This window comes from Homoserinimonas sp. A447 (assembly GCF_054489325.1).
Map to the genome: position 1 here is coordinate 1 of NZ_JBTMWW010000001.1, position 26,618 is coordinate 26,618.

Genomic DNA, 26,618 nt, shown 5'->3' on the forward strand with positions numbered 1-26,618 from the left:
TCGAGGCCAATGAGGGTGTCCGGTATGACCATGAGCCGGCGCAGCGGGGTGCGTTCCCGGCCGAGGAGGACTGGGACACCCGGTCCTACCTGCGGCATGTGCCGACGGTGTTCGAGGCGGTCCGGGGCGAGTTCGGTCCGGAGCTGCCGTTGCTGCACGACGGGCATCACCGGATGACGCCGATCCAGGCGGCCCAGTTGGGCAAGTCGTTGGAACCGTATGACTTGTTCTGGTTGGAGGATTGCACCCCGGCGGAGAACCCGGAAGCGCTGCGGCTGGTGCGTCAGCACACCACGACCCCGTTGGCGATCGGGGAGATCTTCAACACGGTGTGGGATTATCAGCAGATCATCCGGGAACAGCTCATCGACTACGTGAGAAGTGCGGTGACCCACACGGGTGGGATCAGTCACCTGAAGAAGGTGCTGGAGTATGCGGCCCAGTACCAGATCAAGTCCGGCATGCACGGGCCGACCGATATCTCCCCGGTCGGCATGGCAGCCGCCATGCACCTGGGCCTGGCAATCCACAACTTCGGCATCCAGGAATACATGAAGCACGGGGCCAAAACGGATGCCGTGTTCGAGCAGTCCTACACCTGGAATGACGGCATGCTCCACCCCGGCAACCAGCCCGGCATCGGTGTCGAACTGAACCAGGACGAGGCCGGCAAGTACCCGTACGAGACCGCGTACCTGCCCTACAACAGGCTTGCGGACGGCACCGTCCACGACTGGTGACGGGGCGCAGGCCGGGTATCCCAGACTCCTGTAGACTGACTCACTGAACTTCGGCGAGGGATGGCTGTGCTGCAAAGCGCGGGCATCCGTAATCGACGCGGTGAGTTGGGCTTCGGTCTTTCCTCACGCTGCAGATCAGTTGACCTGCCGGGCGTTCGAGTTGAAAACACGTAACCGGGCCGAGCGCCCGACAAGGAGAAATATCATGTCCGCACAGACAGACAAAGAGCGCTTCGACGCTTCCATCCGCGCCGCCCAGAAGGTAGACCCGGGCAACCACATCACCGCCGAGGTACGCGACGCCTTCGGCAAGGGCGCGGCCCGCAAGCTGCGCGCCCTCGGCAAGATCCCGGCCGTGCTCTACGGCCACGGCACCGAGCCCCAGCACCTGACCCTCCCGGGCCACGCCATCATGCTCCTGCTGCGCAAGGCGAACGCCATGATCGACCTCGACATCGCAGGCAAGTCGCAGCTCGCCCTGGTCAAGGACGTGCAGAAGGACCCCGTGCGCCAGATCATCGAGCACATCGACCTGGTCGTCATCCGCAAGGGTGAAAAGGTGCAGGTCGAGGTCCCCATTCACATCGTCGGAGAAGCCGCGCCGGGCACCATGCTCGAGCAGGAAGCCCACACCCTCCTGGTCGAGGCCCCGGCCATCGCCATCCCCGAGCGCATCGACGCCAGCGTCGAGGGCCTCGAGGCCATCTCGCACGTCTACGCCAACCAGCTCGAGCTGCCGGAGAACGTCACGCTGATCGCTGACGGCGAGACGCTGATCGTCTCCGTTGTGGTTCCGATCGTTGTTGAAGAGCCGACCGAGACCACCGAGGTTGCCGAGGGCGCGCCGGCCGGCGAAGAGGCTGCAGCAGAAGAGTCAGCAGAGTAGTTCAGAGCCATCGGCCTATTCAGGAAGTCAGCTCCGCTGGACACCAATCAGTGGCTGGTAGTCGGGCTCGGTAACCCCGGGCCCGACTACGCGAGCAATCGGCACAACGTCGGCCATATGGTGCTGGCGGAGCTGGCTGACCGGGCCGGCTCCACGTTTCGAAGCCAGAAGACCAACGCGATGGTCGCCGAGGGCCGCACCGGCCTCACCGGTCCGCGCCTGGTGCTGGCCAAGCCGAACAGCTACATGAACCTGTCCGGTGGGCCCGTTGCCGCGCTGGTGCGGTTCTACAAGGTCGACCCCAGCCGCCTGATCGTGGTGCACGACGAACTGGACATCCCGTTCGACAGCGTCAAGCTGAAGCAGGGTGGCGGGCACGGCGGCCACAACGGGGTGCGAGACATCGCATCAGCTCTGGGAACCGGCGACTTCATCAGGGTGCGCGTCGGCATCGGCCGCCCGCCCGGACGCCAGCCTGCCGCGGACTACGTGCTGCGCGACTTCAGTTCGGCCGAGCGCAGTGCGTTGCCGAACCTGCTGACGGATGCCGCGGATGCCGTCGAGCTGGTCGCGAGCGAAGGCCTGACTGCTGCGCAGTTGCGGTTTCACACCTCGGCGTAGTCGGACAACTTGAAGAAGTAACGCGATTGCTTCGCAACCGCTGCCGTTGGGGGATTTGTCCCCACGCCACGGCCGTCACACCGCTTCGCGGCGCGCCGGAACCGGGCGCGTGGGCCCACCTGCTCGCAGGTACACCTCTTTTACACCCCGACAAATGAGAGAGGGCCGCCCTGGGGGGCGGCCCTCTCTCATTTGTCGGGGTAACAGGATTTGAACCTGCGACCTCTTCGTCCCGAACGAAGCGCGCTACCAAGCTGCGCCATACCCCGGTTGGTTACGCCGACATCCGTCAGCGAAGCCTCATCAAGAATAGCCGATATCGTCGCCCGTTAATGTCAGCAGCACAGCCTCCGGCTTGCAGGCGAAACGGACCGGAGCGTAGATGGATGTCCCGAGCCCCGCAGACACATTCAGGTAGGCCGCACGCATGGCATGCTTCCACAGGCTCAGGCCGCTCGCCTGGCTGCGTGGAAGATCGCAATTGGTGACCAGCGCGCCATACCCGGGAACGCAGACCTGACCGCCGTGCGTGTGACCGGCGACGATGAGCTCCGCACCATGGGTGACGAAAGAATTGAGCACGCGTCGATAGGGGGCGTGGGTCACGCCGATGCTGGTGACTTCCCGCCCAGGCCCCGAAACCTCGTTCTCCGAGTTCTCGCGCAACTCATCCAGGAGGCCGGGGAGACTGTCCAGCCGGTCACGGCCGATGTGCGGGTCGTCGACACCGAAGAACTCGAGCGGGGACCCCGCGACCTCCATCGTGACGGCCGCGTTGTTCAGGCTGTGCCAGCCGAGCGAGTCGAAGAAAGCCTCCAGTCGAGGCGTGTCGAGGCGACTCGGGTCTGCACGGCGACCGGACGGACCGGAGAAGTAGGCGAGCGGGTTCTTCGGCGATGGACCGTGGTAGTCGTTCGATCCGTTGACGTAGACACCGGGGATGCCGCGGAACGGTTCCAGCGCGTACTCGACGCCGTCGACCCCCTCGACATGCCCGAGGTTGTCTCCCGTGTTCACGATCAGGTCCGGTTCGAGCGCCCGAAGGCTCCTCACCCAGTCCTGCTTACGCAGCTGCCACGGGGCCATGTGCAGGTCGGTCACGTGCAGCACCCTGATCGGGCGTGCACCCGGCTCCAGGATGGGAACAACCTCCCGGCGCACCGTGAACCGGTTCCGCTCCACGAGCGTTCCCCACGCGAGCGTGCCCAGTCCAACGGCCGCGACGGCAGCTGTCGCTACGCTCGCGGCCGATGGCCTGGTCAAGTGCAGAGCCCGGGTGCCGGCTCGTCACCCTCTTTGTCGCTGTACACGGTCAGGGTGACCGGCTGGGTCCCAGTCATCGCGGTTCCAGCCGCTGGGTTGCTGGAAGCAACCCGGCACAGCTGAAGCGGATCCTCCGTCTTGACGTAGGCGAAGCTGATGGCGCCGGACGTCTGGGAGGCAACCGTCGCCTCCGCATCCGCCTGCTTCTGGCCGACGACATCCGGCATTGTCTGGGTCAGCGAACCGTCGCTGAGGTAATAGGTGACGACGGAGCCCTGGGAAATCCGGGCGCCGGCCCCGGGGCTGCTGCTCGCCACCTTCCCGGCAGCGATCGAAGACGGCCCGGTGCCACCGTTCTGCGGCGTGAAGCCGAGACCCTCAAGGAGGGCGATGACCTGCGCCTCGCTCTGCCCGGTGACATCCGGCACGGTCGACAGCTGCCCGCTGAGGAGCTCCGACGGAGGCGCTGGGAAGTCGCCGCCGCCGTAGACGCCGTTGAGGCCGCCCATGATCGCCCTGAACAGCGAGTAGCGGAGGTCGTTGGCTCTCGAGCTACCGACCTGGATGCGGGCGAGATCCTGCTTTCCAACCACATTGCCGACCCACACAGCGAGGGCTATGTTGGTGGACGCGCCGGCCATCCAGGTGTGGACGGCATCGTTGGTCGTTCCGGTCTTGCCGATGACCTTGACGTTGTCGCTCGGGTTGGCCCGCGCGCCGGTGCCGCCACCGGTCATCACACCGCGCAGGGCGTAGGCGACACCGCTGGCGACCTCAGGCGTGAGCGCTTGGGTGCAATCGGAGGTCTGGCCCGGCAGCTCTTCCCCATCGGCTGAGACGATGCGGTCAACGGCGATCGGCTTGCAGTACACGCCGCCACCGGCCACTGTTGCAAACGCCGCAGCCAGCGAGAGAGGAGCGATCTCGTTGGTGCCCAGGATGGCCGCGGGGTTGGCCGCGAGCTCGTTGCCGTCCGCGCGGTGGACACCCATCGACAGTGCGGTGTCCCGGATGGCGCAGAGGTCGAGCTTGTGCGCCATGGCGACGAACGCGCTGTTGATGGATGCGCGGGTGGCCGCCATCACGGACGTGGAGGCGCCGCCGCCCTGGCCACCGAAGTTGCCTGGCTTCCAGTTGCCGACGGATGGCGCGCACGGGGCGGTGAACGTCGCCTGGTTGTAGGTCTTGACGCGAGCGTCGACGGTCTCGTTCAGGCCGTGGTTCTGCTTCAGCCACTCGGCGAGGGTGAAGATCTTGTACGTCGACCCCACCTGGAATCCGGACGATCCGCCGTAGGGCTTGTCCGTGTTGTAGTTGACCGTCGTGGTCGCCGGGTTCTCGTCCGGGGTCGGGTCGAAGACCTTGTTCTGGGCCATCGCCAGGATGCGACCGGTACCCGGCTGCACAGCGGATGCTGCAGCACCCAGGTTGAATCGCGTTTCACCGGCCGGGGCCTGGGCCAGCAGCTGGGCTTCGGCATTCGCCTGCTGGTCGACGTTCAGGGTGGTGTAGATCTGGTACCCACCGGTCTTGTAGTTCGCCTTGCGTTCTTCTGCGGTAGAGCCCAGCGACGTCAGCTCGGGCACCAGGTGCTCCACATAGTCGCAGAAGTAGGTGCCGATGGTGGCGTACAGGCATCCGCCGCGTGGCGGGCTGGGAACAACCTCGAGTGGTGTCGCGATCGCCTCATCGAAGGTGGCCTGATCGATGAAGTCCCAGTTGAGCATCCGCGTCAGGATGTCATCGCGACGGTCCTGGTTGGCCTCATAGTTCTCGGGGTTGTTCAGGCTGTGGTAGGTCGGCGTCTGCACGATGGCGATCAGGCTGGCAGCCTGCGGAAGAGTCAGGTCCTTGGCGTCAACCGAGAAGAATTCGTTGGCAGCGGCCTGGATGCCGTAGGTGTTGCTGCCAAACCCGGCGATGTTGAGGTAGCCGAGCATGATGTCGTTCTTGGAGTAGCGCTTCTCCAGGCCGATGGCCATCTTCATCTCCCGCAACTTACGGTCGATGGTCTGCTCTTCGGCCTTATCCCGTGCCTCGGCACGCGCGGCCTCGGTCGGCTCCTCCAGGGACCTCATGATGAGGATGTTCTTGACCAGCTGCATGGTGAGGGTGGACGCACCACTCTCGATGTCGCTCGCCACAACGTTGCTCAGCGCGGCGCGGATGGTCGACGAAAGGTTCACCCCGCCGTGCTCGTAGAACTTGCGGTCCTCCGCGGCCAGGACGGCCATCTTGACGTTCTCGTTGATGTCCTCCCAGCCGATCACCTCACGGTTCTGGTGGTAGGCCTCAGCGATCTGGACCGGTTCACCGGCGTTGTTGACGCCGTAGATGGTGTTCTTCTGGGCCTGTTCGTCCAGGGTGAGGTAGTCGGGGAGGCTATTGAAGATGCCGACGGAGCTCTGGGCGGTGAGACCGGTGACGGCGATCGCGGGAGTGACCATCGCGGTGACCAGGACTCCGGCGAGAACACTCAAACCGAGGAGGCCGGCCAGGGCGCCGAGGGCGCCGGAAGGCGACGTTTTTTGGGCAGACATAGACTCTAGGGTAATGGGTCGAAACCCTGATCAAGCTGAATGGATGCCGTGATGCCACACTGGGAATATCTGACCACACCGCTCATCGTTCACAACACTTCTGCAATCCTCAACAACTGGGGTGCCGAGGGGTGGGAGCTGGTGCAGGTCGTCACCGGTCCGGAAGGCGGGCTGGTGGCTTACTTGAAACGCCAAATTACGGAGGATTCCTGATGTCCACGATCGAAGAACGCCTTATCGAACTCGGGATGCCTCTTCCGCAGGTGACGAAGCCGGTTGCCGCCTACGTACCCGCCGTGATCACGGGGAACCTGGTGTACACCTCCGGTCAGCTGCCCATGGTGGACGGCGCTATGGCCGTAACCGGCAAGGTCGGTGACGGTGATGGATTGGTCTCTGCGGAGACCGCGAAGGGGCTCGCCCGCACGTGCGCGCTCAACGCGCTCGCCGCCGCAGCGTCGGCCATCGGCTCCCTCGACCGGGTCACCCGCGTGGTGAAGGTTGTCGGTTTCGTCGCATCCGACCCGTCATTCACCGGCCAGCCGGCCGTGGTCAACGGGGCGTCAGAGTTCCTCGGCGAGGTGTTCGGCGACATTGGCGCCCACGCCCGAAGTGCTGTCGGCGTCGCCTCCCTGCCGCTGGACACCGCGGTCGAGGTGGAGCTGATCCTCGAGTTCGCGTAACGCCCTTCGCTACTCCCTGCGCACCCCACCGGTCAGCTTGTCGGTGATGAGCTGCATCACCGAGGTGTCGGCCAGCGTGGTGGTGTCTCCGACCGTTCGCCCCTCGGCGACATCGCGCAACAGCCGGCGCATGATCTTGCCCGAGCGGGTCTTCGGCAACTCCGTCACCACATAGACGTGCCGCGGGCGGGCGATGGCGCCGATCTGCTCGGCCACGTGGGCCCGCAGGATGCCGTTCGCCTCGTCGGGCGTCTGCGCATCCTCCTGGTCTGACCGCAGGATCACGAACGCCACAACGGCCTGCCCGGTGGTCTCATCCGCTGCCCCCACCACTGCCGCCTCGGCGACGATCGGATGCGAGACCAGCGCAGACTCGATCTCTGCGGTCGACAGCCGGTGGCCGGACACGTTCATCACATCGTCGACCCGCCCGAGCAGCCAGATGTCGCCGTCTTCGTCGAGCCGCGCACCGTCGCCGGCGAAGTACATCCGCCGGTTCGTGGTTCCCGGAACGTCGAACTTCTCCCAATAGGTTTCGATGAAGCGCTCCGGATCGCCCCAGATGCCGCGCAGCATCGACGGCCACGGCTCGGTGACAACCAGCAGGCCGCCGTTGCCGTTGCCGACATGTTCGCCGCTCTCGCTGAGCACGTCGATCGAAATGCCGGGGATCGGTTCCTGGGCAGACCCCGGCTTCAGGGTCGTGACACCGGGCAGAGCGGACACCATGATCGCGCCAGTCTCGGTCTGCCACCAGGTGTCGACGATCGGGGCCTTGCCGGCGCCGATCACGTCGCGGTACCAGACCCAGGCCTCCGGGTTGATGGGCTCACCGACCGAACCCAGCACCCTGATGCTGCTGAGGTCGAAGCCGTCCGGAACCTGGCGCCCCACCTTCATGAACGAGCGGATGGCGGTGGGCGCCGTGTAGAAGATGCTCACCTTGTACTTCTCGATCAGTTCCCACCAGCGACCTGGGTGCGGCGCATCCGGTGTTCCCTCGTAAAGCACCTGGGTCGCACCGTTCGCCAGCGGTCCGTACACGACGTAGCTGTGGCCGGTCACCCAGCCGACGTCGGCCGTGCACCAGAACACGTCGTTCTCGGCGTCGAGGTCGAACACCTGCTTGTGCGTGAACGCGCACTGGGTGAGGTATCCGCCACTGGTGTGCAGGATTCCCTTCGGACGCCCGGTGGTGCCGGAGGTGTAGAGGATGTAGAGCGGATGCTCGGCGGGGAACGCCTCAGCCTCGTGCTCGGCATCCGCCGCCTCCATTTGCTCGTGCCACCACAGGTCGCGGCCCTCCACCCAATCGATGTCGTTGCCCCCGCGCTTGACCACCAGCACGTTCTCGACGGAGTCGGTGCCCTCCTTCTCGAGTGCGGCATCGACGGTCGGCTTGAGGGCTGAGATCCTGCCCTTCCTCCAGCCGCCGTCAGCGGTGATGATCAGCTTGGCGCTGGCGTCGTGCACTCGGGAGCTGATGCTGTCCGCACTGAATCCGCCGAAGATGACCGAGTGCACTGCGCCGATACGCGCGACCGCGAGCATGGCGACGACGGCTTCGGGAATCATCGGCAGGTAGATGGCGACACGATCGCCCGAGCGGATGCCGAGGGCCAGCAACACGTTCGCGGCGCGTTTCACCTCCGCGGTCAGGTCGGCGTAGGTGAGGGTGCGCGTGTCGCCGTTCTCGCCCTCCCAGTGGAAGGCCACCCGGTCGCCGTGTCCGGCGATGACATGCCGGTCGAGGCAGTTGTACGCCACATTCAGCTCGCCATCGGCGAACCATCTGGCGAACGGTGCCTGGGTCCAGTCGAGGGCCTGGGTGAAGTCCTTGTGCCAGTGGAGCAGTTCGCGGGCTTGCTCTGCCCAGAACTCCTGGGGGTTGGCGGTCGCCTTCGCGTACAGCTGCTCCGTGGCTTCCGCAGTGGCGGCGAACTCGGGGCTCGGCGGGAACCTCCTGCTCTCGTGCTGAAGACTGTCAATGGTGTTCATCGTTCGTGAAGCTCCTTTGCAACAGGGTGTCGTACATGACTGCCGCCAGCCGTTTTCGAGACTATCGGATTGTGCTTTCTTTCCTATTGCGTCCGCGGCCTGCTGGGGTACACTTAGCGAACCGAATGAGAATTCGGTTGGTGGCGCCACGTGATTCCCCCCAATCCGGCGCTACTGTGGCGGCGCCGGTTCCCCCCAACAGGCGCCGCCCCTCTTTCTTTAACGCGCGCTTCCTCGCTCGATGCCGGACCGCTTCGTGACTCTCACCCTCCCCAGCCTGTTGAACGCAGGGTTCCTGACGTCACCGCGACGACCACGGCGTTGTCGAGCGGGGCGCCCATAGCCTCCGTTGGGTGTCCGATTATTCCCCCAACCCACCTCATCCGTCAGTCCAGTCACACTGGCAACAGCAGCCACCATCTGCCACGGACCAGCCTCGGTTCGTTGCCCGTCCACCTGGCTCCGAGGCATCAGAATGGGGTACAAGCAGCGATTCCGGGGTACGGCTGGGACGCTCGGGGGAAACTCTCAGCGAGTTCGGGCCGCTAGGTCGGCTGGTGGCCGACCCGCTGGTGACGGATGTCTTCGTGAACGGCCACGACGAGGTCTGGTTCGACCGTGGTGGCGGGCTGGAATCCGAGCACTTTCCCGAGCTTGACGAGCGCCACCTCCGGGAGCTCGCGGTGCGGCTGATCGCCCAGGGCGGCCGTCACATCGACGAAACCAGTCCCTGCGTCGACGTGCGGCTGCACGACGGCATCCGGGTGCATGCGGTGCTGCCGCCGATCTCCCCGCGGGGCACCCTTCTCTCCATCCGACTGCCCAGGGTCGGGCACCTCTCCCTCGGCGACCTCGATGCCGCACAGTTCTTCGCAGTGGTCCCGCCTGCCACCGTCTCCCGGCTGGTCGAGCGCCGGGCCAACGTGCTGATCAGTGGTGCGGGCGGCAGCGGCAAGACCACCCTGCTCTCCGCCATCCTGTCGAGCGCACCCAGCACGGACCGGATCGTGGCCATCGAAGACGTGGCCGAACTGCGCGTCGCGCATCCGCAGTTTGTCTCCCTCGAAGCGCGCCAGGCAAACCTCGAAGGAGCCGGCGAGGTCGGCTTGCAGCGTTTGGTTCGCGAGGCGTTGCGGATGCGCCCGGACCGCCTGGTGCTGGGGGAGTGCCGGGGCGCCGAGATCAGGGAGCTGCTGGCGGCGTTGAACACCGGCCACGATGGTGGCGCGGGAACGCTGCACGCCAACTCGCTGGCGGATGTTCCTGCGCGCCTCGAAGCGCTGGGCGCGCTCGCCGAGATGAGCCCGACCGCGGTGGCCCGCCAGACCGTCAGCGCGATCGACGCCGTGCTGCACCTGCGACGCGACCACGGCGTTCGGCGCCTGGTGGAGGTCGGCTCGTTCGTGCTCGACGCGAACGGCCGCCTCCAGGTGCGCCCAGCCGAGCCGGGGCATCCGCTCGATGACCAGCCATGAACCGGAGGAGGGCCGACGCGTCGGTGGAGCAGGAGAATGTTGCCTCGCTGGTGCAGCGCCTGGCCGTGCTGCTCGCCGCCGGTGTTCCGCCGCCCTCCGCCTGGGGTTACCTGCTGCCGGAGAACGGTGAGTCCGACTGGTTGCGACTGAACGAGGTGGTTCGCCGGATCCGGTCCCACGGGGCGGCGGATGAGGCGATCCTGGCGGCGGTGGGCGACCTGCCGGAGTCGGCCGGCTGGCGAGGCCTGGCTGCCGCCTGGCGGGTGGCATCCGAAGCCGGTGCACCGCTGGCGCCGACCCTGGCGGAACTGGCCGGCTCATTGAGGGACCTCGCGGAAACCGACCGGGAGGTGCAGGTGGCCCTCGCCGCGCCGGTCGCGACCGCCCGGATGGTGATGGCCCTCCCCGTGGTCGGGGTGTTGTTCGGGCTCGCCCTCGGATTCGACACGCTCGGCACGCTGTTCGGCACTCCAGCCGGGCTGGTGTGCCTGATGCTCGGCGCCGGCCTCATGCTCATCGCCCGGTTCTGGAATCGGCGGTTGGTGCGCTCCGCCGCACCGACCGTTCAGAGCCCCGGGCTCGCCCTCGACCTGGTCGCGATCGCCGTCAGCGGCGGGGCGTCAACCGATCGGGCGATCCAGGCGGCCACGAGCGCATGCCGAGGTAGTTCGATCCCCATCGGGCACGACCAGGCTGCCATCGACAGCGTGCTGCAGCTCTCCCGTCGGGCAGGAGTGCCGGCGGCGGCGCTGCTGAGATCGGAGGCAGAGGAAGCCCGCCGCCGTGCCCGCAGCGACGGTGCGCGTCGAGCGGCAACGCTGTCGGTGACCCTGATGCTGCCGCTCGGCCTGTGCATCCTCCCGGCCTTCATGCTGCTGGGCGTGGCACCGCTGCTGATCGCCGTCATCTCGTCCACAGTCGCAGGTTTCTGACCGACTCCACCGATGAGCGCCAGGCAGGCCAGGCAGTAGTCGGCGCCGCAAAGACTCAGTGGGACGGGCGCGATCGCGACCGGTACACCACAACGGGAAGACACATCGTGCGACGACTATTAAGAGGACTCCGAACCGTCATCACCGAGCGGATGCGCGCAGCAGGCGAGAGGGGCGCGGCCACGGCGGAGTACGCCATCGTGATCATGGCTGCTGTCGGCTTCGCCGGGCTGCTCGTCGTCATCATGCGCAGCGACGAGGTGCGGGCCGTGCTCACCGACCTGATCCAGCGTGCGCTCACGTTCGCCGGGTAGGCGCTGCCGACTGCGTGGTGAGCGGGGAGCGGTCACCGCCGAGTTCGCGACGGCGATGCCGGCGGTGATCCTGGTGCTCGCGTTCTGCCTGGCCGGTGGGCAGCTCGCGAACCAGCAGCTCCGCCTGCAGGACGCCGCATCGACCGCCGCGCGCGTGGCCTCCCGTGGTGAACCGGCGAGCACGGTCGACGCGAGGGCGCGGCAATTGGTGCCGCGGGCATCCGTCAACCGCAGCGACCGGAACGGCCTGGTCTGCGTGACTGTTGCGCTGCCTGCAGCGCTTCCCGGTCTCGCCTCGGCGGTGACGCTGACGGCATCCGCCTGCGCCCTGGCGGAGGCCGGCTGATGCGGTCGCTTCGGGATGAGTCCGGCGCCGGTTCGATTCTCGTCGTCGCGATTCTCGCCGCCGTGCTCGGACTGAGCGCGCTGTCGGTACCCCTCTATTCAGTGCTGGCGGTCAAAGGGGTCGCCAGTGGGGCAGCGGATGCCGCGGCGCTCGCCGCAGCGGACGTCGCCATCGGCCTCGCGCCCGGCGTTCCCTGCGTCGCCGCCGCGCGAATCGCCGAGGCGAACGGCACGGTTCTCTCGGCCTGCCAGCCGGACGGATTGGTGGTGACCGTGCGCGTGGAAGCGGTCGTGCTCGGCTTCACCGTGGGGGCAACTGCGACGGCCGGCCCGGCAGCCGAAGGGCCCTGACTCTGGGAGCTTGCGCAAACTCGATTAACAGTGCATGCGGTTTGAGTGTGTATGGTTTCGAAGGGCAACCCCCAATCAACGTAATTCTCAAGGAGTCCGGTGTCAGGCACGAAGAAGCTGGTCATTGTCGAGTCGCCGGCCAAGGCGAAGACAATCGCCCAGTACCTGGGTGACGGGTACGAGGTACTCGCCTCGGTCGGCCACATCCGTGACCTCATCGAGCCGAAGAACCTGCCGCCCGAGCTGAAGAAGGGGTCGCTGGGAAAGTTCTCCATCGACGTCGAGAACGATTTCCAGCCCTACTACGTGGTGTCCGACCAGAAGAAGAAAACCGTCGCCGACCTGAAGCGCGCGCTCAAGGATGCCGACGAGCTCTACCTCGCAACTGATGAGGACCGCGAGGGGGAGGCCATCGCCTGGCACCTGCTCGAGGTGCTGAAGCCGAAGGTCCCGGTCAAGCGGATGGTGTTCCACGAGATCACGCAGGAGGCGATCCAGCGGGCGCAGGAAAGCCCGCGCGACCTCGACACCGCGCTGGTCGACGCGCAGGAGACCCGGCGCATCCTGGACCGCCTCTACGGTTTCGAGGTTTCGCCGGTGCTGTGGCGCAAGGTCGGACCAGGGCTGTCAGCCGGTCGGGTGCAATCGGCGGCGACCCGCCTCATCGTGGACCGCGAACGCGAGCGGCTCGCCTTCGTCACCGCCAGCTACTGGGACCTGACGGCGACCCTCGCCCCAGGCGACAGCACCACGACCTTCGACGCGCGCCTCAGCAAGATCGACGGCAAGCGCATCGCCTCCGGACGGGACTTCGACGATAAGGGCGCGCTGAAGTCGGATGCCCGTGCCCTCGACGAGCAGTCGGCCCAGACGCTCGCAACGGCGCTGCGCGAGCAGAGCACCACCATCGTGGTCTCCTCGGTGGAATCGAAGCCGTACACCCGGCGTCCGGCCGCACCGTTCAGCACCTCCACCCTGCAGCAGGAGGCGGCGCGCAAACTGCGCTTCTCCGCTCGCCAGACCATGAGCGTCGCCCAGGGATTGTACGAAAACGGCTACATCACCTACATGCGAACCGACTCGCTGAACCTGTCGCAGCAGGCGATCAACGCGGCTCGCGCGCAGGCTGCCGCCCTCTACGGCCCTGAGAACGTGCCGGACAAGCCCCGCGTCTACGCCAGCAAGAGCAAGAACGCGCAGGAGGCGCACGAGGCGATCCGCCCATCCGGTGACACCTTCCGCACCCCGTCCGAGCTGCAGAGCGTGCTCCGCGGCAACGACTTCAAGCTGTACGAGCTGATCTGGAAGCGCACCGTCGCCTCCCAGATGGCCGACGCCAAGGGCTCAACAGCATCCGTCGGCATCACCGCAACGGTGGCGTCCGGCACGATCGCCGATTTCGTGGCGACCGGCACCGTCATCACCTTCCGCGGCTTCCTGCAGGCGTACGAGGAGGGCACGGACGAAGAGCGCAACAAGGATGACGCGAAGGAGGCCAAGCTTCCGCCGCTGACCGAGGGCCAGTCGCTCACGGCCGTCGAGGTGGAGGCGAAGGGGCACGAGACCAGCCCGCCGCCGCGCTACACCGAGGCGAGCCTGGTCAAGACGCTGGAAGAGCTCGGCATCGGGCGCCCGTCGACGTATGCGGCGATCATCTCCACCATCATCGACCGCGGGTATGTGACGCCGCGCGGTCAGGCGCTGGTACCCAACTGGATCGCGTTCTCGGTCATCCGCCTGCTTGAGCAGTACTTCGGCGACCTGGTCGAATACGCCTTCACGGCGGCGATGGAGGACGACCTCGACCACATCGCCGGCGGCAGGCAGAACCGGGTGGAGTGGCTGAACGGCTTCTACTTCGGCAACGACACCCACCGGGGTCTGCGCACCGTGATCGACAACCTGGGCGAGATCGACGCGAAGCAGATCAACTCCATTGTGATCACCGACGACATCACCCTGCGCATCGGCAAGTATGGGCCATACCTTGAGGTGGCGGACGCGGACGCGGCGGCGGATGCGACGCCACGGCGCGTCAACCTGCCGCAAGACCTGGCACCGGACGAGCTGACCGCCCAGAAGGCGCAGGAACTGATCGACGCACCCGTGGTCGACGACCGCATCGTCGGCGTCAACCCGGCCAACGGCAAGAGCATTGTCGCCAAGGACGGTCGCTTCGGCCCCTACGTGACCGAGCTCGATCCTGAGCCCGTGGCCGAAGCAGCTCCGGTCCCTGAGCTCGTCGACGGGTCCGAAGTCGACCCGGCCACCGGCGAACTCATCGAGAAGCCGAAGAAGAAGGCGGCCGCCAAGAAGTCGACGGCGCCCAAGCCGCGCACGGCATCCATCTTCAAGTCGATGGACCTGGCCACCATCGACCTCGACACGGCGCTCAGGTTGCTCGACCTCCCGCGCGTGGTCGGAGCCGACCCGGAGACCGGCGAGGAGATCACCGCGCAGAACGGCCGCTACGGTCCGTACCTCAAGAAGGGCACCGACACCCGGTCTCTGACCGAGGAAGACCAGATCTTCGACATCGACCTGGCCGGTGCGGTGGAGCTGTTCGCACAGCCGAAGTATGGCGCCCGAAAGGCCTCCAGCGCCCTTAAGGAATTCGATGCCGACCCGGAGAGCGGCAAGCCGATCAGGATCAAGGACGGCCGCTTCGGCGCCTATGTGACGGATGGCGTGACCAACGCCACCATCCCGCGCGGGGAAACCATCGAAGAGATCGACTTCGAGCGGGCCGTGCAACTGCTGGCGGACAAGCGAGCGAAGGGTCCGGCTAAGAAGCCCGCGGCCAAGAAGAAGGCACCAGCGAAGAAGAAGGCACCAGCCAAGAAGCCGGCGGCGAAGAAGGCACCTGCAAAGAAAGCGCCGGCAAAGAAGACGGGCATCCCGAAATCCATCGAAGGGGACTCGGAGTAGCCGTGACCGGCCTCTTCATCACCTTCGAGGGCGGCGACGGGTCAGGTAAGACCACTCAGGCGCGTTTCCTCGCCGACTGGCTTCAGGCATCCGGTCACACCGTCATGCACACCCGGGAGCCGGGCGGCACCGAGCTCGGGGTCGAGCTGCGGGAGATCGTGCTGCACCGCCGCGGCGACATCACCCCGCGGGCCGAAGCCCTCATCTATGCGGCAGACCGCGCGCACCACATCGCGACCAAGGTGAGGCCGGCGATCGAGCGGGGTGAGGTGGTGATCCAGGATCGCTATCTCGACTCATCCGTCGCCTACCAGGGTGGCGGGCGGGTGCTCGACGGTACCGAAATCCGTGACCTGTCGCTGTGGGCCACCGAAGGATTCATGCCGGCGCTGACCATCCTGCTCGACCTGGACGAGTCGGCAGGCCGCGACCGGATGCAACGCCGCACCAAATACGACCGCCTCGAGGCTGAGGAGGCAGACTTCCACGCCCGCGTGCGCGCCGGCTACCTCGAACTGGCTGCCGCCGAGCCGGAACGGTTCCTCGTGCTGAACGCCACCGACAGCATGGAGTCGATCGCGGCGGCAATCCGCGCTCGAGTGGAGCCCCTTCTCTCCTGATGTCCCTGCAGCGACTCGTCGCCTGAAGTGCCCGTTCCGGAGAATAGTGTCCGTTCCGCCGGGCACTATTCTCCGGAACGGGCACTTTCGCGACTGGGGAGAGCGGTGCGGACGGGTCGCAGGTGACCTTTAGGCTTACAGCATGTCTGTGTGGGATGAACTGACCGGCCAGGCCGAGGCGATCTCGGTCTTCCGTGCCGCGGCCGAGTCGACGGCCATCGGTGCACCGGTCGGGGAATCGGCGATGACCCACTCCTGGCTGATCACCGGCCCTCCCGGCTCCGGCCGCTCCAACCTCGCCTATGTGTTCGCGACAGCGCTACTCAGTCCGGGAACACCGGACGGCGACGAGGCGACCCGGCGTCAGGTGGCCGCTCGCACGCATCCGGATCTCGCGGTGCTCAGTACAGAAGGCGTCATCATCAAGATGGAAGACGTCAAGCGAATCGTCGCCAGCTCGCAGTTCTCGCCGTCCGTCAGCCGCTACCGCGTGATGATCGTCGAAGACGCCGACCGCATGGTGGAGCGCACCTCGAATGTGCTGCTGAAGGCGTTGGAGGAGCCGCCTCCGCGCACAGTGTGGATCCTGTGCGCGCCGAGCGAGGCCGACCTGCTGCCGACCATCCGCTCCCGGGTGCGCACCGTTCGCCTGCGTGTTCCGTCGATCGCTGATGTCGCGGAGTTGATCGTGGCGCGCGACGGCGTCGATCTTGAGACGGCGACCAGGGCGGCACGTGAGGCGCAGAGCCACATCGGCATGGCGCGCAGACTGGCCACCAACGATGACGCCCGCCGCAGGAGGCACCAGACGCTGGAAACCGCGCTGGGCATCCGCACGGTATCGGATGCCGTGATGGCGGCGGCGACGCTGCTCGAGCTGGCGGGGGAGGACGGCAAGGCGATCACCGCCGAACTGGACGCCCAGGAACGCGAGAGCGCCCTGCGATCGCTCGGCGTCGAGCCGGGTGGAACGATTCCGCCCAGGCTGCGCGGGCAGCTGAAAGACCTCGAAGAGGACCAGAAGCGCCGGGCCACCCGCAGCCTGCGGGACGGCATCGACCGGATCATGGTCGACCTGCTGTCCCTCTACCGCGACATCCTGCTCATCCAGCTGGGTGCTGACATCGAGCCGGTCAACCTGGCCATCCTCCCCAAGCTCCGTGACGCTGCCGCACATTCTTCGGCCACGCAGACGCTGGCCACCATGGACGCCATCGTCACGGCCCGCCGGCGGATCGAGGGCAATGTGTCCCCAGTGCTGTCGCTGGAGGCAACCCTCATTTCGGCTACCAGACGGGGCGCCGCTTAGTGGCGCTGCGTCGTTCCGGGGTCGTCGCCGCAGTTCTCGCCGTCGCCGTCGTGCTGAGCGGATGCGTGCCCTGGCTCGGCCAGTCGAAGCCGATGACGTCGACCCCGACCGGGGAGAAAGTGTCGGCAGAGCTGCAGCCGTTCTACGACCAGGTGCTGAAGTGGTCAGCCTGCGAGGACGGCTTCCAATGTGCGACGGCGGATGCCCCGCTCGACTGGAGCGATCCTTCCCGCGAGAGCATCGAGCTCGCCCTGATCCGCAGTGTGGCCACCGGGGACCGGCTCGGCTCGCTGCTGATCAACCCGGGTGGGCCGGGAGCATCCGGTTTCGAATTCGTGCGGGACAGCCTGGACTTCGCCGTGTCGGCGAGGCTGCAGTCCCGTTACGACATTGTCGGCTTCGACCCTCGCGGGGTGAACAGGTCATCCCCGGTTGACTGCTACGACGAACCGGATGAGCTGACCGCGTTCCTCTACGAGTTGTCGCCGGAGGAGGTGGGTTCCGAGGCCTGGATCGACGACATCGAGCAGTCCTCCGCCGAGTTCGGTGAAGCGTGCCTGGAGCACACCGGCGAGCTTCTCGGTTTCGTTGACACGGTGAGCGCTGCCCACGACCTCGACCTCTTGCGGGCGATCCTCGGTGACACCGACCTCAACTACCTCGGCTACTCGTATGGGACGCTGCTCGGTGCGACCTACGCCGACCTCTACCCGGAGAACACCGGCAGGCTGGTGCTGGACGGCGCTGTGGACCCGGCGACGACGGACTTCGAGGTCACGGCGACTCAGGCCCAAGGTTTCGAGAGCGCGCTGCGTGCCTACCTGGCCGACTGCATGACCGGTACTGCGTGCCCATTCCGTGGGTCGGTCGATCAGGCGATGCTGGACATCCGCGCCCTGTTCGAGAGCCTGGATGCCAGTCCGTTGCGGGCTGCGGACGGCCGCCAGCTGGGTAGCGGCGCCATGTTCAACGCGCTGATCCTGCCGCTCTACAGTTCGACGACCTGGTCGTACCTCACCGACCTGTTCAACGAGGTGATGGCGGGCCGGGCCGATTTCGCGTTCCAGCTGGCCGACTCGTACTACGGCCGGAACGACGACGGCACGTTCGCCGACAATTCGACGGAGGCGTTCATCGCCGTCAACTGTCTGGACTACGTCTCGACCAGCACGCGGGAAACCCTGCACGCGGAGGCGGCCGAGCTTGCCAGGCTTGCCCCGGTGCTCGGGCCGCAGATGTCGTACGGTGGAACGTCGTGCAGCGAGTGGCCGTTCGAGGCGACGCGCCTGCGGGTGCCGATTGCGGCATCCGGTTCTGCGCCGATCGTCGTGGTCGGTACCACCAATGACCCGGCGACGCCGTACAAGTGGGCGCAGGCTCTCGCCGGCCAGCTGGAGAACGGCTACCTCGTGACCTACAACGGGGAAGGGCATACCGCTTACAACAAGTCGAACGCCTGCGTGAATGATGCCGTCGACGGCTACTTCATCGACGGGCGGGTTCCCGAGACCGACCCGCTCTGCTGAAGCCAGATCATCCGGTAAGCTTTCTTGCTGTGCCATCGGCGAAAGCCGCCAGCCGCCGCCTTAGCTCAGTTGGTAGAGCATCTCACTCGTAATGAGAAGGTCGTCAGTTCGATTCTGACAGGCGGCTCCAGGAGAAACCCCACCATTACTAGGATCGAGGCTTGCCTCCACTCCCCACCTTCGTCGCCAAAGCGGGGTTCGCCAGATTCGTATTCCGAGCACCGGGGCCGGTCCTTGGGGTTGCTCACTGAGCGAGCAAGCCGAGAACGCGCCTGAGGAGGTGCTCACCACAATCGGCCGACGTTCCGCAAGCCGATTCTCGTGAGGGACGTCGCGGTCAAGCAGGTGGGGGACCCGCTCTGTCACCCCTTAGCCTGCCGCCATTCAGCCCCTCCTAGTGGGGGCAGACCAGCTATCTCGATATAGCTAGATTTGACCCATGGAACCATTGTCGCGAGTCACGCCAGCCACCATTGATGTTCTGAAGGTTCTCAGCGAGTCGGACGTCGCGTGCTGGGGCCTGCAAGTGATCAAGCTGAGCGGCAGGCCGGCTGGCAGCGTCTATCCGATCCTCGAACGGCTGGAGTCCTCCGGCTGGGTGACTTCGAGTTGGGAGACGGATGATGCCCGCTCGGGGCCACGCCGGCGGTACTACGAGCTAACTGAGGGCGGCGTTACGGCGGCCGCCCAGGCCATTGAGGGCTTCGCCCGCAAATCGATGAACGCCAGCCTGCGGCCTTCGTCCGCGTCGGTGGCGACAGCATGAAAAGCATGAGCCAGCTGGTCGTGGGGCTTGCGGCTTCGCTGCTCCCGCGTGCCGCCCGCGATCGCTACCGGGAGCAGTGGCTCGGGGAGCTTCGGGACGCGTCCGAGGCCGGAGTTCGGGCATCCGATGTCGCGATCGGTTCACTGGCCTTCGCCGTGACTCTGGAGCGGCCGCTGCCGTCGCTGAGCCGGATGCCTGATGCGAAGGTTCGCAGTCGGGCCCGACTTGCTGCTGGAGTGGCCCTCGGCGCGGCGCTCCTCGCGCTCACGCGATACGCCGACATCGTGACTGCCGCGATCTGGAACCCAAATCCGGGCGTCAACTTCGTCATATTCACGATGTCGTCGCTGCTCGACGCCTTCGCGGTGCTCGGCCCCATCTTCGCCGTGGCGTTGGTCACGGTCACCCTCGGAGTCTCAGCGCGAATCCGAGGCGCGGTCTGGCTCCTTGCTCTCGCGGGATACTCGCACGTCGCGCAGACTCAGATCGACAATTACTTCTACATCGACGGCGACATGCTCCTGAGTCGTGGCACGGTGAGCTACTTAGTGGCGATCGCTGTGATCTCGATGGCCGTCGTGCTGTTGCGCACCGAATTTCGTTCACTCAAACGGCCGTCGGCGCTGCTCCCTCGTCATCGCCGCATTATCTTCTCAGCCCTCGCCGGTGGGGCCCTGCTCCTCATCGCGACTGTGTGCGTGGTGGATTCGATCGTCGCCTGGGCCGGGCGCACCCCGTTGGTCTTCGGCGGAAACGCGAACGGCGCCGTCTACCAGGAGTGGTTGGCGCACAAAGCTCTCGGAGAAGCCACCGTCTCTGCTGTCTTCGCCGTCTGGGCCGTCCTCTGCGGAGTGGTGGCCGTCGTTGTGATTGCCGCAGGACTGTCCCGTCGATCCACCGTCAGTGGTCATGTCGTGGGGTTCGTCGTCGCAGTCGCCCTCATCGGGATGAGCTATGCCTCAGTCGTGGATTTTCTTCGACTGATGACCTGGACAGTGGAGATGACCGTCCCAACTGAACTAGTGATGCTCCTGGGGCGCTGGGTCTTGGTGCTAGTAGTACTAGTCAGCGTGGGCAACCTTCGCTTCCCAAGGCACATCGCTGTGGCCACGACCGGGGACATCGTGGATGGACATCGATAACGAGATCGACCGCGTGCTCTTCGTTTTCCGGCAAGGGCAGAGATCCGCATTCCGATCTCGATCAAATTAGCAAACAGCAGCCGCTCGACGGCACCTGCCTTGGTTGCATCCGAGGTCAGTTTGCCGTCGTCCCCGTGCCGTCCCCGCAGAACCGAAACGCGTGCACTTAGTGCCGCAATCGGCAGTGGGTGCAACGCATGCAATCAGTGAAATGCACCCCTTGTCCGGGTCAGACGCACTCGTAATGAGAAGGTCGTCAGTTCGATTCTGACAGGCGGCTCCACCGTTATTCTCAAACCCTAGTGTGCTGTCACGGCGGGACCTCCGTTCCCTCCCGGCTTCTGTCATGTGGGGGTAGTGTCGCGGCATGGCGACCGCAACGACACAGACTCGCAAGCGTGAGGCTTTCGGCTCTCGGAACGTGTTCATCCTCTCGGCCATCGGCTCCGCAGTCGGCCTCGGCAACATCTGGCGCTTTCCATACGTGGCGTATGAGGGCGGCGGCGGCGCCTTCCTCATTCCGTACCTGTGTGCCCTGTTGACTGCCGGCATCCCGTTGCTCTTCTTCGACTATGCGATCGGGCACCGTTTTCGCGGGTCGGCACCGCTCGCGTTCCGACGGATGCACCGGGCGGCCGAGCCGCTCGGGTGGTGGCAGGTGCTCATCTGCGTCGCCATCGCGGCGTACTACGCCGTCATCATCGCGTGGGCCGCAATGTACACATGGTTCTCGGCACAGCTCACCTGGGGCAAGGGCAACGAGGAGGACTTCTTCTTCACCGACTTCCTGCAGATGGGGGATGTCGCAGACGGGGGTTTATCGACGACGTTCGTCCCACAGGTGGGCATCCCACTGCTGGTCGTTTGGCTCGTGGTCATCGTGATCATGGCTCTCGGAGTCAGGCGCGGGATCGGCCGCGCGAACTTGGTGCTGATGCCGCTGCTGACGGTGATGTTCGCCATCCTCGTGGTGCAGTCGCTGTTCCTGCCCGGGGCGATGGAGGGGTTGGGCGCCTTCTTCACCCCCGACTGGGAGGCCCTCGCCAACCCCGGCGTGTGGGCATCCGCCTACGGGCACATCTTCTTCTCGCTGTCGGTCGCGTTCGGCATCATGGTGACCTACGCCTCGTACCTCAAACGCAAGACCGACCTCACCGGCTCCGGCCTGGTCGTCGCCTTCGCGAACTCCGGGTTCGAGATCCTCGCAGGTATCGGCGTCTTCGCGGCGCTCGGTTTCATGGCGCAGGCGCAGGGAACGGATGTGGCGGGAGTCGCGACATCCGGTATCGGCCTTGCGTTCATCGCCTTCCCGACCATCGTCTCGCAGGCGACGGGTGGCACGATCATCGGGGTTCTGTTCTTCGGCGCGCTGGTCTTCGCCGGCGTCACATCGCTCATTTCGATCCTCGAGGTGATCGTTGCCGCGCTGCAAGACAAGCTCGGCTGGACACGTATCCGCACGACCCTCACCGTGTCCATCCCGCTGGCCATCGTGTCGATGGCGTTGTTCTCGACTACCACGGCACTGGCGGTGCTCGACACGACGGACGCCTTCGTCAACGCGTTCGGCATCATGGCAGTGGCGTTTGTCGCGGTCATCGTGGTCGCTTGGCTGCTGGGTAAACTGCCGACGCTGCAGGCGCACCTGAACGAACGCTCGAGCTTCCGCATCAGCCTGGTGTGGAAGGTGCTCATCGCGGGGCTGGCGCCGGTCGTGCTCGGCTACCTGTTCGTCAGCGAACTCATCGCGAAGATTTCCGACCCGTACGGCGGTTACCCGACGTGGTTCCTCGCCGTTTTCGGCTGGGGCATGGTGGTCGCCCTCGTCGTCCTTGCGCTCCTTCTCTCGCTCCTGCCGTGGAGCGGGCGTTCGCGCGCCAGGGATGACCCAGAGTACGACGAGTTCCTCACTGAGGAGCACTACGATCCGGATCCGGAGACCGACACCGTGCGCGTGGTCGCTCCGACGAAGAGTGGAGAACGCTCATGACACCGACAGCCCTCGTCATGATGATCATCGCCATGGCTACTGTGTGGGGCGGATTGGTCGCCGCCGTCGTCAATCTCGCGCGCCATCCTGAGGTAGCAGAGACGGAGCCGGCCCCGCCTATCGAGCTCTAGGCGACTTCGTCGCGCCCGCGCGCGCACTGTCAGGTAAAGGGTACAAACGCGATTTTGGGGGACAAAACGATCGTTCTGTCCCCCCGAGATTTCTGGGAATTGCCTGCGAAACACCCCCAATACAGGTGGCAATCGGGGTCCAGTGCCCCGAGATTGCTTGATGTGCCCGGTCGGGGTACCTATTCTTGACCTAACATCGTTTTCGGGGTACATAACGAGTTTCTTTACGGGGGATCAGATGAAGCGTTCAGCGCTACTCGTCGCGCTTTTCACAGCGGTGATCACCCTCGTCCTCCCCTTTGTCGGCGGCAGCGGTCCGTCCCTGGTCGAGGAAACCCCGGCCTATGCGGCACAGGTTGCCGGCCCGATGTTCGCCACGGATGCCAGCGCAGCGGCACAGATTGCGACCACAACACTCGAGACCGGTGCCAGCGAGACACCACAGACCGCTGCGGAGCGCGAGGCCATGCTGGCCACCGACTCCGAGCACCTGGCCCAGAAGCCGGTTCCCAAGCCCATCCCGAAGCCGGTCCTCAACAAGAGCGACCGGGCGAGCGGTACCGCCGCACGACGCGCTGCTGCTGAGGCTGCCGGGTTCACCTGTCCCGGCAACATCGGCGGCTCGACCGCTGGAGCGCCCGGTGTCTCTGCCGGTGGCGGGATGATCACCGGAACCACCTCAGGCGACCTGGCCTCGTTCGCCAGCCAGTACAACGCCATCCGCGTGGCCAACTGCCTGCAGCCGGTGCCGATGTCGAACATCCGCTACGACTCCTGCCTTGAGGCCCGCCTTATCTGGATGGCCGAAGATCCGAGCACCGACCCGTCCAGCGCGTGGGGCCACATCGGCTCTTCCCGCAGCGACGGAGTGCCCAGCGTCGGCTGCGACGGCAACCTGGCCGGCGGCTCGGGCGACAGTGGCGCGAGTGCGGCCAGCAAGTGGTGGAACTCGACGTCACACCGCAACTCCCTGTACAAGCCGTCCTACGCCGGTGCCACCTCCGGGGTCTGCATCTATTTCGCGATGACCCACGGTGGCGTGCCGAACGAGGCATACAGCTTCAGCCGCGCCGCGGCCCGCTGGGGTGGCTGCTAGCTCCTCATCGGCTAGATACCATTCCTAGAGGAAGCCTCCCGTGCGGGACGCTTCAGAGGGGAACGGATGTCGTCGGCACTTCGCTGGGGGATTCTCGGCACTGGTGGCATCGCCCACCTGCAGACTCGGGACCTGGTTGACAACGGGTTCACGGTGACGGCCGTCGGATCGCGCTCGAAGGCGTCCGCTGACGCGTTCGCTGCAGAATTCGGAATCCCGACCGCTCACGCGAGCTACGAGGCGCTGGTCGCCGATCCCGAGGTTGACGTCGTCTACGTGTCGACGCCGCACCCCTTCCACGCGCCGGGCGCGAAGCTCGCGCTGGAAGCAGAAAAGCACGTGCTGCTGGAGAAGCCGTTCACGGTGAACGCCGCAGAAGCCAGGGAGGTGGTCGCCCTCGCTGCCGACCGCGGCCTGGTGGTGCTCGAAGCCATGTGGACGCGGTTCCTCCCGCGGTCGGAACGGGTGCGTCAGCTGCTCGCGGATGGGGCGATCGGCGAGCCGCGTGCCCTCATCGCCGACCACAATCAGTTGCTGTCCACCGACCCGGAGAACCGGATCAACAGCCTCACCCTCGCCGGGGGAGCGTTGCTCGACCTGGGGATCTACCCGGTCTCCTTCGCCCACGAACTCTTCGGGGTGCCCACCCAGGTTGCTGCGATCGCCGAGCTGTCTGCCACCGGTGTCGACCGGCAGACGTCGATCATCCTCGGCTTCGAGGGTGGCCGGCAGGCGGTGCTGCACACGGCGCTCGACACCCCGGGTCCCAACACGGCGATGATCATCGGCACGGCCGGTCGCATCCAGTTCGACGCGGTCTGGTACACGCCGACCGCGATCACCGTGTTCGATCGCAGCGGCACTGTCGTGGAGCGGATCGAACCGAGCGAAGCCAGCCGCGGCATGCAGTACCAGGCCTGGGAGCTGGAACGCCTGGTTGCCGCCGGGGAGATCAGCGGGAGCATCCTGCCACCGGCTGAATCCATCAGCATTATGGAGACGCTCGACGAGGTGCGGCGCCAGATTGGGCTGGTCTACGCGGCCGATGCCTGACACGTCTTGGCGCAAGAAAGTAGAATTAGGCCATGACTCGCGCCCTGTTCATCATTGACGTGCAGAACGACTTCACCGAGGGCGGGGCCCTTGGGGTAACCGGTGGTGCTGCGGTGGCCGCCGGCATCAGTGAGCTCCTGCACACGTTCCCCGACCGCTACGACCACGTTTTCGCCTCCCGCGACTGGCACAACGCCAATGGCGACAACGGTGGACACTTCGCGACGGATGCTCCGCCAGACTTCGTGACGACCTGGCCGGTTCACTGCGTGGCTGAGACACCGGGTGCCGAGTACCACCCGGCACTCGACACCCAGCCGGTCGGTGTGCACGTGAAGAAGGGCCAGGGGGTTCCGGCGTACTCCATCTTCGAGGGCACTACGGAGGATGGTGCGACGGTGGCCGACAAGCTGGATGAGCTCGGCGTGCTCGACATCGATGTCGTCGGTATTGCCACCGACTACTGCGTGCGGGCATCCGCGCTGAACGCCGTCGAGCATGGCCGGCGCGTTCGCGTGCTCACCGACCTGGTGGCCGGGGTAGCCCCGGAGTCGAGCGATGCCGCGCTGATCGAGCTCGGTCACGCCGGCGTCGAACTCGTGAGCTCTGCTGCGAAGTGACTCTATGAGTGCACGGCGGGTGAACCGCCGCGGTGTCGCCCTGCTGGCATCCGCCCACGTCTTCGACGACTTCTATCAGGGGGTCGTTCCTGCCCTGCTCCCGTTCCTGGTGGCCGAGCGGCACTACAGTTATGCGGCGGTCGCTGGCCTGGTGCTCGCTGCGAACGTGCTGTCGTCGGTGGTGCAGCCTGCGTTCGGCTGGTGGGGCGACCGGCGGCCGCGCCGCTGGCTGATCCCCGCCGGGATGCTCACCGCGGCGATCGGCGTCGGCCTGGTCGCCTTCACTGTCGAGTACTGGATGACATGGCTGGTGATCGCATTGTCCGGGGTGGGAATCGCCGCGTTCCACCCGGAGGCGGCCAGGGCTGCCAGGCAGGCCTCAGGCAACAGCAACCGGGCGATGAGCGTGTTCGCGCTGGGAGGCAACGTCGGGTTCGCCCTCGGGTCGCTGGTGGCCACCCCGCTCCTGCTGATCACCGGACTCAGCGGCAGCGTGCTGCTCGTCATCCCGGCCGCCCTCATGGCGACGCTGCTGGTCATCCGGCTGCGCACCGTTCTCGATGGCAAGAAGGGCTCGCAAAAGCGCCCCGCGCATCCGCCAGGGACGGATGACTGGCCGGCCTTCCTGAAGCTGACGGCGGTCGTCGTGGTCCGCTCGATCGTATTCTTCGGCACGATCTCGTTCGTCGCCCTGTACTTCATCAACGACTTCGGCACCTCCGAGGTGGTTGGTGGCGTGGCGCTGACGGTGTTCCTGTTCGCCGGCGCGGTGGGAACCGTTATCGGCGGCTGGACGGCCGACCGGCTGGGGCGACTGGTCAGCATCCGCCTGGGATTCGCACTCGCCATTCCGGCGATGGTCGGCCTCGCCCTCGCGCAGGATTGGGTGGTCGCGCTGATCTTCGTCGCCATCTGCGGCGTCACGATCTTCATGCCGTTTGCCGTGTTCGTCATCCTCGGGCAGGACTACCTGCCGAACCGCATCGGCATCGCGAGCGGCGTGACAGTGGGCATGGCGGTGACGGTCGGCGGACTATTCAGCCCGCTTCTCGGCTGGATCGCGGATGCCACGGACCTGCGCCTCACGTACGCGATCCTCGCCGGACTCACGGTCGTGGCGTTCGCACTGGCGTTCCTGCTGCGCGAGCCGGCGGTGCCGCGGCACCCGCGGCCGGCCGGCGACGCCACGGCGGAGGCCGGCGACGAGGGCGCGCTGTAGCCTCCGCACCAACCGCGAGCCGGTTTGTTGACCCCGAGGCGGGTTAATGCGCCCGGCGGTCAACAAACCG

25 protein-coding genes and 2 tRNA genes are annotated in these 26,618 nt (G+C 66.1%); 23 read left to right on the forward strand and 4 right to left on the reverse strand.

Annotated features, from left to right (window positions below; genetic code table 11):
- The 3 genes from ACX3O0_RS00005 to pth all read left to right on the forward strand — a co-directional run.
- Positions 1 to 740, forward strand: a 740-nt coding sequence (locus tag ACX3O0_RS00005; protein ID WP_459106324.1) for an enolase C-terminal domain-like protein, incomplete at its 5' end; no start/stop codon positions are given.
- 205 nt (positions 741 to 945) lie between these two features.
- A complete protein-coding gene (locus tag ACX3O0_RS00010; RefSeq protein WP_459106325.1) occupies positions 946 to 1,626 on the forward strand; it encodes a 50S ribosomal protein L25/general stress protein Ctc in 681 nt (226 codons plus the stop codon).
- A 36-nt stretch (positions 1,627 to 1,662) separates the two neighbouring features.
- A complete protein-coding gene (gene pth, locus ACX3O0_RS00015) occupies positions 1,663 to 2,247 on the forward strand; it encodes an aminoacyl-tRNA hydrolase (RefSeq protein WP_459108419.1) in 585 nt (194 codons plus the stop codon).
- Between the two features lie 195 nt (positions 2,248 to 2,442).
- On the opposite strand, the gene ACX3O0_RS00020 is transcribed toward pth, so the two are convergent.
- The 3 genes from ACX3O0_RS00020 to ACX3O0_RS00030 form a co-directional block, all read right to left on the reverse strand.
- Positions 2,443 to 2,516: transfer RNA gene (locus ACX3O0_RS00020), tRNA-Pro, on the reverse strand.
- Between the two features lie 34 nt (positions 2,517 to 2,550).
- Positions 2,551 to 3,510, reverse strand: coding sequence for a metallophosphoesterase (locus tag ACX3O0_RS00025; protein ID WP_459106326.1), 960 nt, complete (start codon positions 3,508 to 3,510; stop codon positions 2,551 to 2,553).
- The gene (locus tag ACX3O0_RS00030) at positions 3,507 to 6,050 is read right to left on the reverse strand and encodes a transglycosylase domain-containing protein (protein ID WP_459106327.1); all 2,544 of its coding nucleotides are present in this window, start codon (positions 6,048 to 6,050) and stop codon (positions 3,507 to 3,509) included. Before ACX3O0_RS00030 ends, ACX3O0_RS00025 begins: the two co-directional genes overlap by 4 nt.
- Before the next feature lie 51 nt (positions 6,051 to 6,101).
- Here ACX3O0_RS00030 and ACX3O0_RS00035 point away from each other — a divergent pair, with 51 nt between their 5' ends.
- Both ACX3O0_RS00035 and ACX3O0_RS00040 read left to right on the forward strand, forming a co-directional pair.
- The gene (locus ACX3O0_RS00035; RefSeq protein WP_459093680.1) at positions 6,102 to 6,263 is read left to right on the forward strand and encodes a DUF4177 domain-containing protein; all 162 of its coding nucleotides are present in this window, start codon (positions 6,102 to 6,104) and stop codon (positions 6,261 to 6,263) included.
- Entirely contained in the window at positions 6,263 to 6,733 is a 471-nt protein-coding gene (locus tag ACX3O0_RS00040; RefSeq protein WP_459106328.1) for a RidA family protein, read from the forward strand. The genes ACX3O0_RS00035 and ACX3O0_RS00040 overlap by 1 nt, the downstream gene beginning before the upstream one ends.
- A 9-nt stretch (positions 6,734 to 6,742) precedes the next feature.
- Here ACX3O0_RS00040 and acs read toward each other — a convergent pair whose 3' ends face one another.
- The gene (acs, locus tag ACX3O0_RS00045) at positions 6,743 to 8,731 is read right to left on the reverse strand and encodes an acetate--CoA ligase (protein ID WP_459106329.1); all 1,989 of its coding nucleotides are present in this window, start codon (positions 8,729 to 8,731) and stop codon (positions 6,743 to 6,745) included.
- 353 nt (positions 8,732 to 9,084) lie between these two features.
- On the opposite strand from acs, the gene ACX3O0_RS00050 reads away from it, so the two are divergent.
- The 18 genes from ACX3O0_RS00050 to ACX3O0_RS00135 all read left to right on the forward strand — a co-directional run bounded on the left by ACX3O0_RS00050 (position 9,085) and on the right by ACX3O0_RS00135 (position 26,548).
- A complete protein-coding gene (locus tag ACX3O0_RS00050; RefSeq protein WP_459106330.1) occupies positions 9,085 to 10,206 on the forward strand; it encodes a TadA family conjugal transfer-associated ATPase in 1,122 nt (373 codons plus the stop codon).
- Positions 10,203 to 11,138 carry a type II secretion system F family protein gene (locus tag ACX3O0_RS00055; protein WP_459106331.1) on the forward strand — a complete coding sequence of 312 codons (936 nt, stop codon included), beginning with the start codon at positions 10,203 to 10,205 and terminating at the stop codon, positions 11,136 to 11,138. Before ACX3O0_RS00050 ends, ACX3O0_RS00055 begins: the two co-directional genes overlap by 4 nt.
- A gap of 152 nt (positions 11,139 to 11,290) precedes the next feature.
- On the forward strand, positions 11,291 to 11,452 hold the full coding sequence (locus ACX3O0_RS00060; protein WP_459093681.1) for a DUF4244 domain-containing protein: 162 nt from the start codon (positions 11,291 to 11,293) through the stop codon (positions 11,450 to 11,452).
- Positions 11,430 to 11,798, forward strand: coding sequence for a TadE family type IV pilus minor pilin (locus ACX3O0_RS00065; RefSeq protein WP_459106332.1), 369 nt, complete (start codon positions 11,430 to 11,432; stop codon positions 11,796 to 11,798). The genes ACX3O0_RS00060 and ACX3O0_RS00065 overlap by 23 nt, the downstream gene beginning before the upstream one ends.
- The gene (locus ACX3O0_RS00070) at positions 11,798 to 12,148 is read left to right on the forward strand and encodes an Rv3654c family TadE-like protein (RefSeq protein ID WP_459106333.1); all 351 of its coding nucleotides are present in this window, start codon (positions 11,798 to 11,800) and stop codon (positions 12,146 to 12,148) included. The genes ACX3O0_RS00065 and ACX3O0_RS00070 overlap by 1 nt, the downstream gene beginning before the upstream one ends.
- A 99-nt stretch (positions 12,149 to 12,247) precedes the next feature.
- Positions 12,248 to 15,076 carry a type I DNA topoisomerase gene (gene topA, locus ACX3O0_RS00075; RefSeq protein WP_459106334.1) on the forward strand — a complete coding sequence of 943 codons (2,829 nt, stop codon included), beginning with the start codon at positions 12,248 to 12,250 and terminating at the stop codon, positions 15,074 to 15,076.
- A 2-nt stretch (positions 15,077 to 15,078) separates the two neighbouring features.
- Positions 15,079 to 15,696, forward strand: coding sequence for a dTMP kinase (tmk, locus tag ACX3O0_RS00080; protein ID WP_459106335.1), 618 nt, complete (start codon positions 15,079 to 15,081; stop codon positions 15,694 to 15,696).
- Positions 15,697 to 15,838: 142 nt separating this feature from the next.
- Positions 15,839 to 17,005 carry a DNA polymerase III subunit delta' gene (locus ACX3O0_RS00085; RefSeq protein WP_459106336.1) on the forward strand — a complete coding sequence of 389 codons (1,167 nt, stop codon included), beginning with the start codon at positions 15,839 to 15,841 and terminating at the stop codon, positions 17,003 to 17,005.
- Positions 17,005 to 18,531 (forward strand): alpha/beta hydrolase, encoded by a 1,527-nt coding sequence (locus ACX3O0_RS00090; protein WP_459106337.1) that lies wholly within the window; start codon positions 17,005 to 17,007, stop codon positions 18,529 to 18,531. The genes ACX3O0_RS00085 and ACX3O0_RS00090 overlap by 1 nt, the downstream gene beginning before the upstream one ends.
- Positions 18,532 to 18,585: 54 nt before the next feature.
- A tRNA-Thr gene (locus ACX3O0_RS00095) sits at positions 18,586 to 18,661 on the forward strand.
- Positions 18,662 to 18,970: 309 nt separating this feature from the next.
- The gene (locus ACX3O0_RS00100; protein ID WP_459093669.1) at positions 18,971 to 19,297 is read left to right on the forward strand and encodes a PadR family transcriptional regulator; all 327 of its coding nucleotides are present in this window, start codon (positions 18,971 to 18,973) and stop codon (positions 19,295 to 19,297) included.
- Between the two features lie 5 nt (positions 19,298 to 19,302).
- Positions 19,303 to 20,439, forward strand: a complete 1,137-nt coding sequence (locus ACX3O0_RS00105; protein WP_459106338.1) for a hypothetical protein — start codon at positions 19,303 to 19,305, stop codon at positions 20,437 to 20,439.
- 367 nt (positions 20,440 to 20,806) lie between these two features.
- Positions 20,807 to 22,429 carry a sodium-dependent transporter gene (locus ACX3O0_RS00110; RefSeq protein ID WP_459106339.1) on the forward strand — a complete coding sequence of 541 codons (1,623 nt, stop codon included), beginning with the start codon at positions 20,807 to 20,809 and terminating at the stop codon, positions 22,427 to 22,429.
- The gene (locus ACX3O0_RS00115; RefSeq protein WP_459106340.1) at positions 22,426 to 22,560 is read left to right on the forward strand and encodes a methionine/alanine import family NSS transporter small subunit; all 135 of its coding nucleotides are present in this window, start codon (positions 22,426 to 22,428) and stop codon (positions 22,558 to 22,560) included. Before ACX3O0_RS00110 ends, ACX3O0_RS00115 begins: the two co-directional genes overlap by 4 nt.
- Positions 22,561 to 22,798: 238 nt before the next feature.
- Positions 22,799 to 23,656, forward strand: a complete 858-nt coding sequence (locus ACX3O0_RS00120; protein WP_459093673.1) for a hypothetical protein — start codon at positions 22,799 to 22,801, stop codon at positions 23,654 to 23,656.
- Between the two features lie 66 nt (positions 23,657 to 23,722).
- The gene (locus ACX3O0_RS00125; RefSeq protein WP_459106341.1) at positions 23,723 to 24,709 is read left to right on the forward strand and encodes a Gfo/Idh/MocA family protein; all 987 of its coding nucleotides are present in this window, start codon (positions 23,723 to 23,725) and stop codon (positions 24,707 to 24,709) included.
- 32 nt (positions 24,710 to 24,741) lie between these two features.
- On the forward strand, positions 24,742 to 25,329 hold the full coding sequence (locus tag ACX3O0_RS00130; RefSeq protein WP_459093675.1) for an isochorismatase family protein: 588 nt from the start codon (positions 24,742 to 24,744) through the stop codon (positions 25,327 to 25,329).
- A gap of 4 nt (positions 25,330 to 25,333) precedes the next feature.
- Positions 25,334 to 26,548, forward strand: a complete 1,215-nt coding sequence (locus tag ACX3O0_RS00135) for an MFS transporter (RefSeq protein ID WP_459093676.1) — start codon at positions 25,334 to 25,336, stop codon at positions 26,546 to 26,548.
- Positions 26,549 to 26,618 lie beyond the last annotated feature (70 nt).

What these genes read in the sequence shown, in the direction of transcription:
- ACX3O0_RS00010 (WP_459106325.1), top strand. Translation starts at nt 946, where the DNA reads ATGTCCGCACAGACAGACAAAGAGCGCTTCGACGCTTCCATCCGCGCC.
- ACX3O0_RS00030 (WP_459106327.1), bottom strand. Translation starts at nt 6,050, where the DNA reads ATGTCTGCCCAAAAAACGTCGCCTTCCGGCGCCCTCGGCGCCCTGGCC.
- ACX3O0_RS00035 (WP_459093680.1), top strand. Translation starts at nt 6,102, where the DNA reads ATGCCACACTGGGAATATCTGACCACACCGCTCATCGTTCACAACACT.
- ACX3O0_RS00040 (WP_459106328.1), top strand. Translation starts at nt 6,263, where the DNA reads ATGTCCACGATCGAAGAACGCCTTATCGAACTCGGGATGCCTCTTCCG.
- acs (WP_459106329.1), bottom strand. Translation starts at nt 8,731, where the DNA reads ATGAACACCATTGACAGTCTTCAGCACGAGAGCAGGAGGTTCCCGCCG.
- ACX3O0_RS00055 (WP_459106331.1), top strand. Translation starts at nt 10,203, where the DNA reads ATGAACCGGAGGAGGGCCGACGCGTCGGTGGAGCAGGAGAATGTTGCC.
- ACX3O0_RS00060 (WP_459093681.1), top strand. Translation starts at nt 11,291, where the DNA reads ATGCGCGCAGCAGGCGAGAGGGGCGCGGCCACGGCGGAGTACGCCATC.
- ACX3O0_RS00070 (WP_459106333.1), top strand. Translation starts at nt 11,798, where the DNA reads ATGCGGTCGCTTCGGGATGAGTCCGGCGCCGGTTCGATTCTCGTCGTC.
- ACX3O0_RS00085 (WP_459106336.1), top strand. Translation starts at nt 15,839, where the DNA reads ATGTCTGTGTGGGATGAACTGACCGGCCAGGCCGAGGCGATCTCGGTC.
- ACX3O0_RS00100 (WP_459093669.1), top strand. Translation starts at nt 18,971, where the DNA reads ATGGAACCATTGTCGCGAGTCACGCCAGCCACCATTGATGTTCTGAAG.
- ACX3O0_RS00105 (WP_459106338.1), top strand. Translation starts at nt 19,303, where the DNA reads ATGAGCCAGCTGGTCGTGGGGCTTGCGGCTTCGCTGCTCCCGCGTGCC.
- ACX3O0_RS00110 (WP_459106339.1), top strand. Translation starts at nt 20,807, where the DNA reads ATGGCGACCGCAACGACACAGACTCGCAAGCGTGAGGCTTTCGGCTCT.
- ACX3O0_RS00115 (WP_459106340.1), top strand. Translation starts at nt 22,426, where the DNA reads ATGACACCGACAGCCCTCGTCATGATGATCATCGCCATGGCTACTGTG.
- ACX3O0_RS00120 (WP_459093673.1), top strand. Translation starts at nt 22,799, where the DNA reads ATGAAGCGTTCAGCGCTACTCGTCGCGCTTTTCACAGCGGTGATCACC.
- ACX3O0_RS00125 (WP_459106341.1), top strand. Translation starts at nt 23,723, where the DNA reads ATGTCGTCGGCACTTCGCTGGGGGATTCTCGGCACTGGTGGCATCGCC.
- ACX3O0_RS00130 (WP_459093675.1), top strand. Translation starts at nt 24,742, where the DNA reads ATGACTCGCGCCCTGTTCATCATTGACGTGCAGAACGACTTCACCGAG.
- ACX3O0_RS00135 (WP_459093676.1), top strand. Translation starts at nt 25,334, where the DNA reads ATGAGTGCACGGCGGGTGAACCGCCGCGGTGTCGCCCTGCTGGCATCC.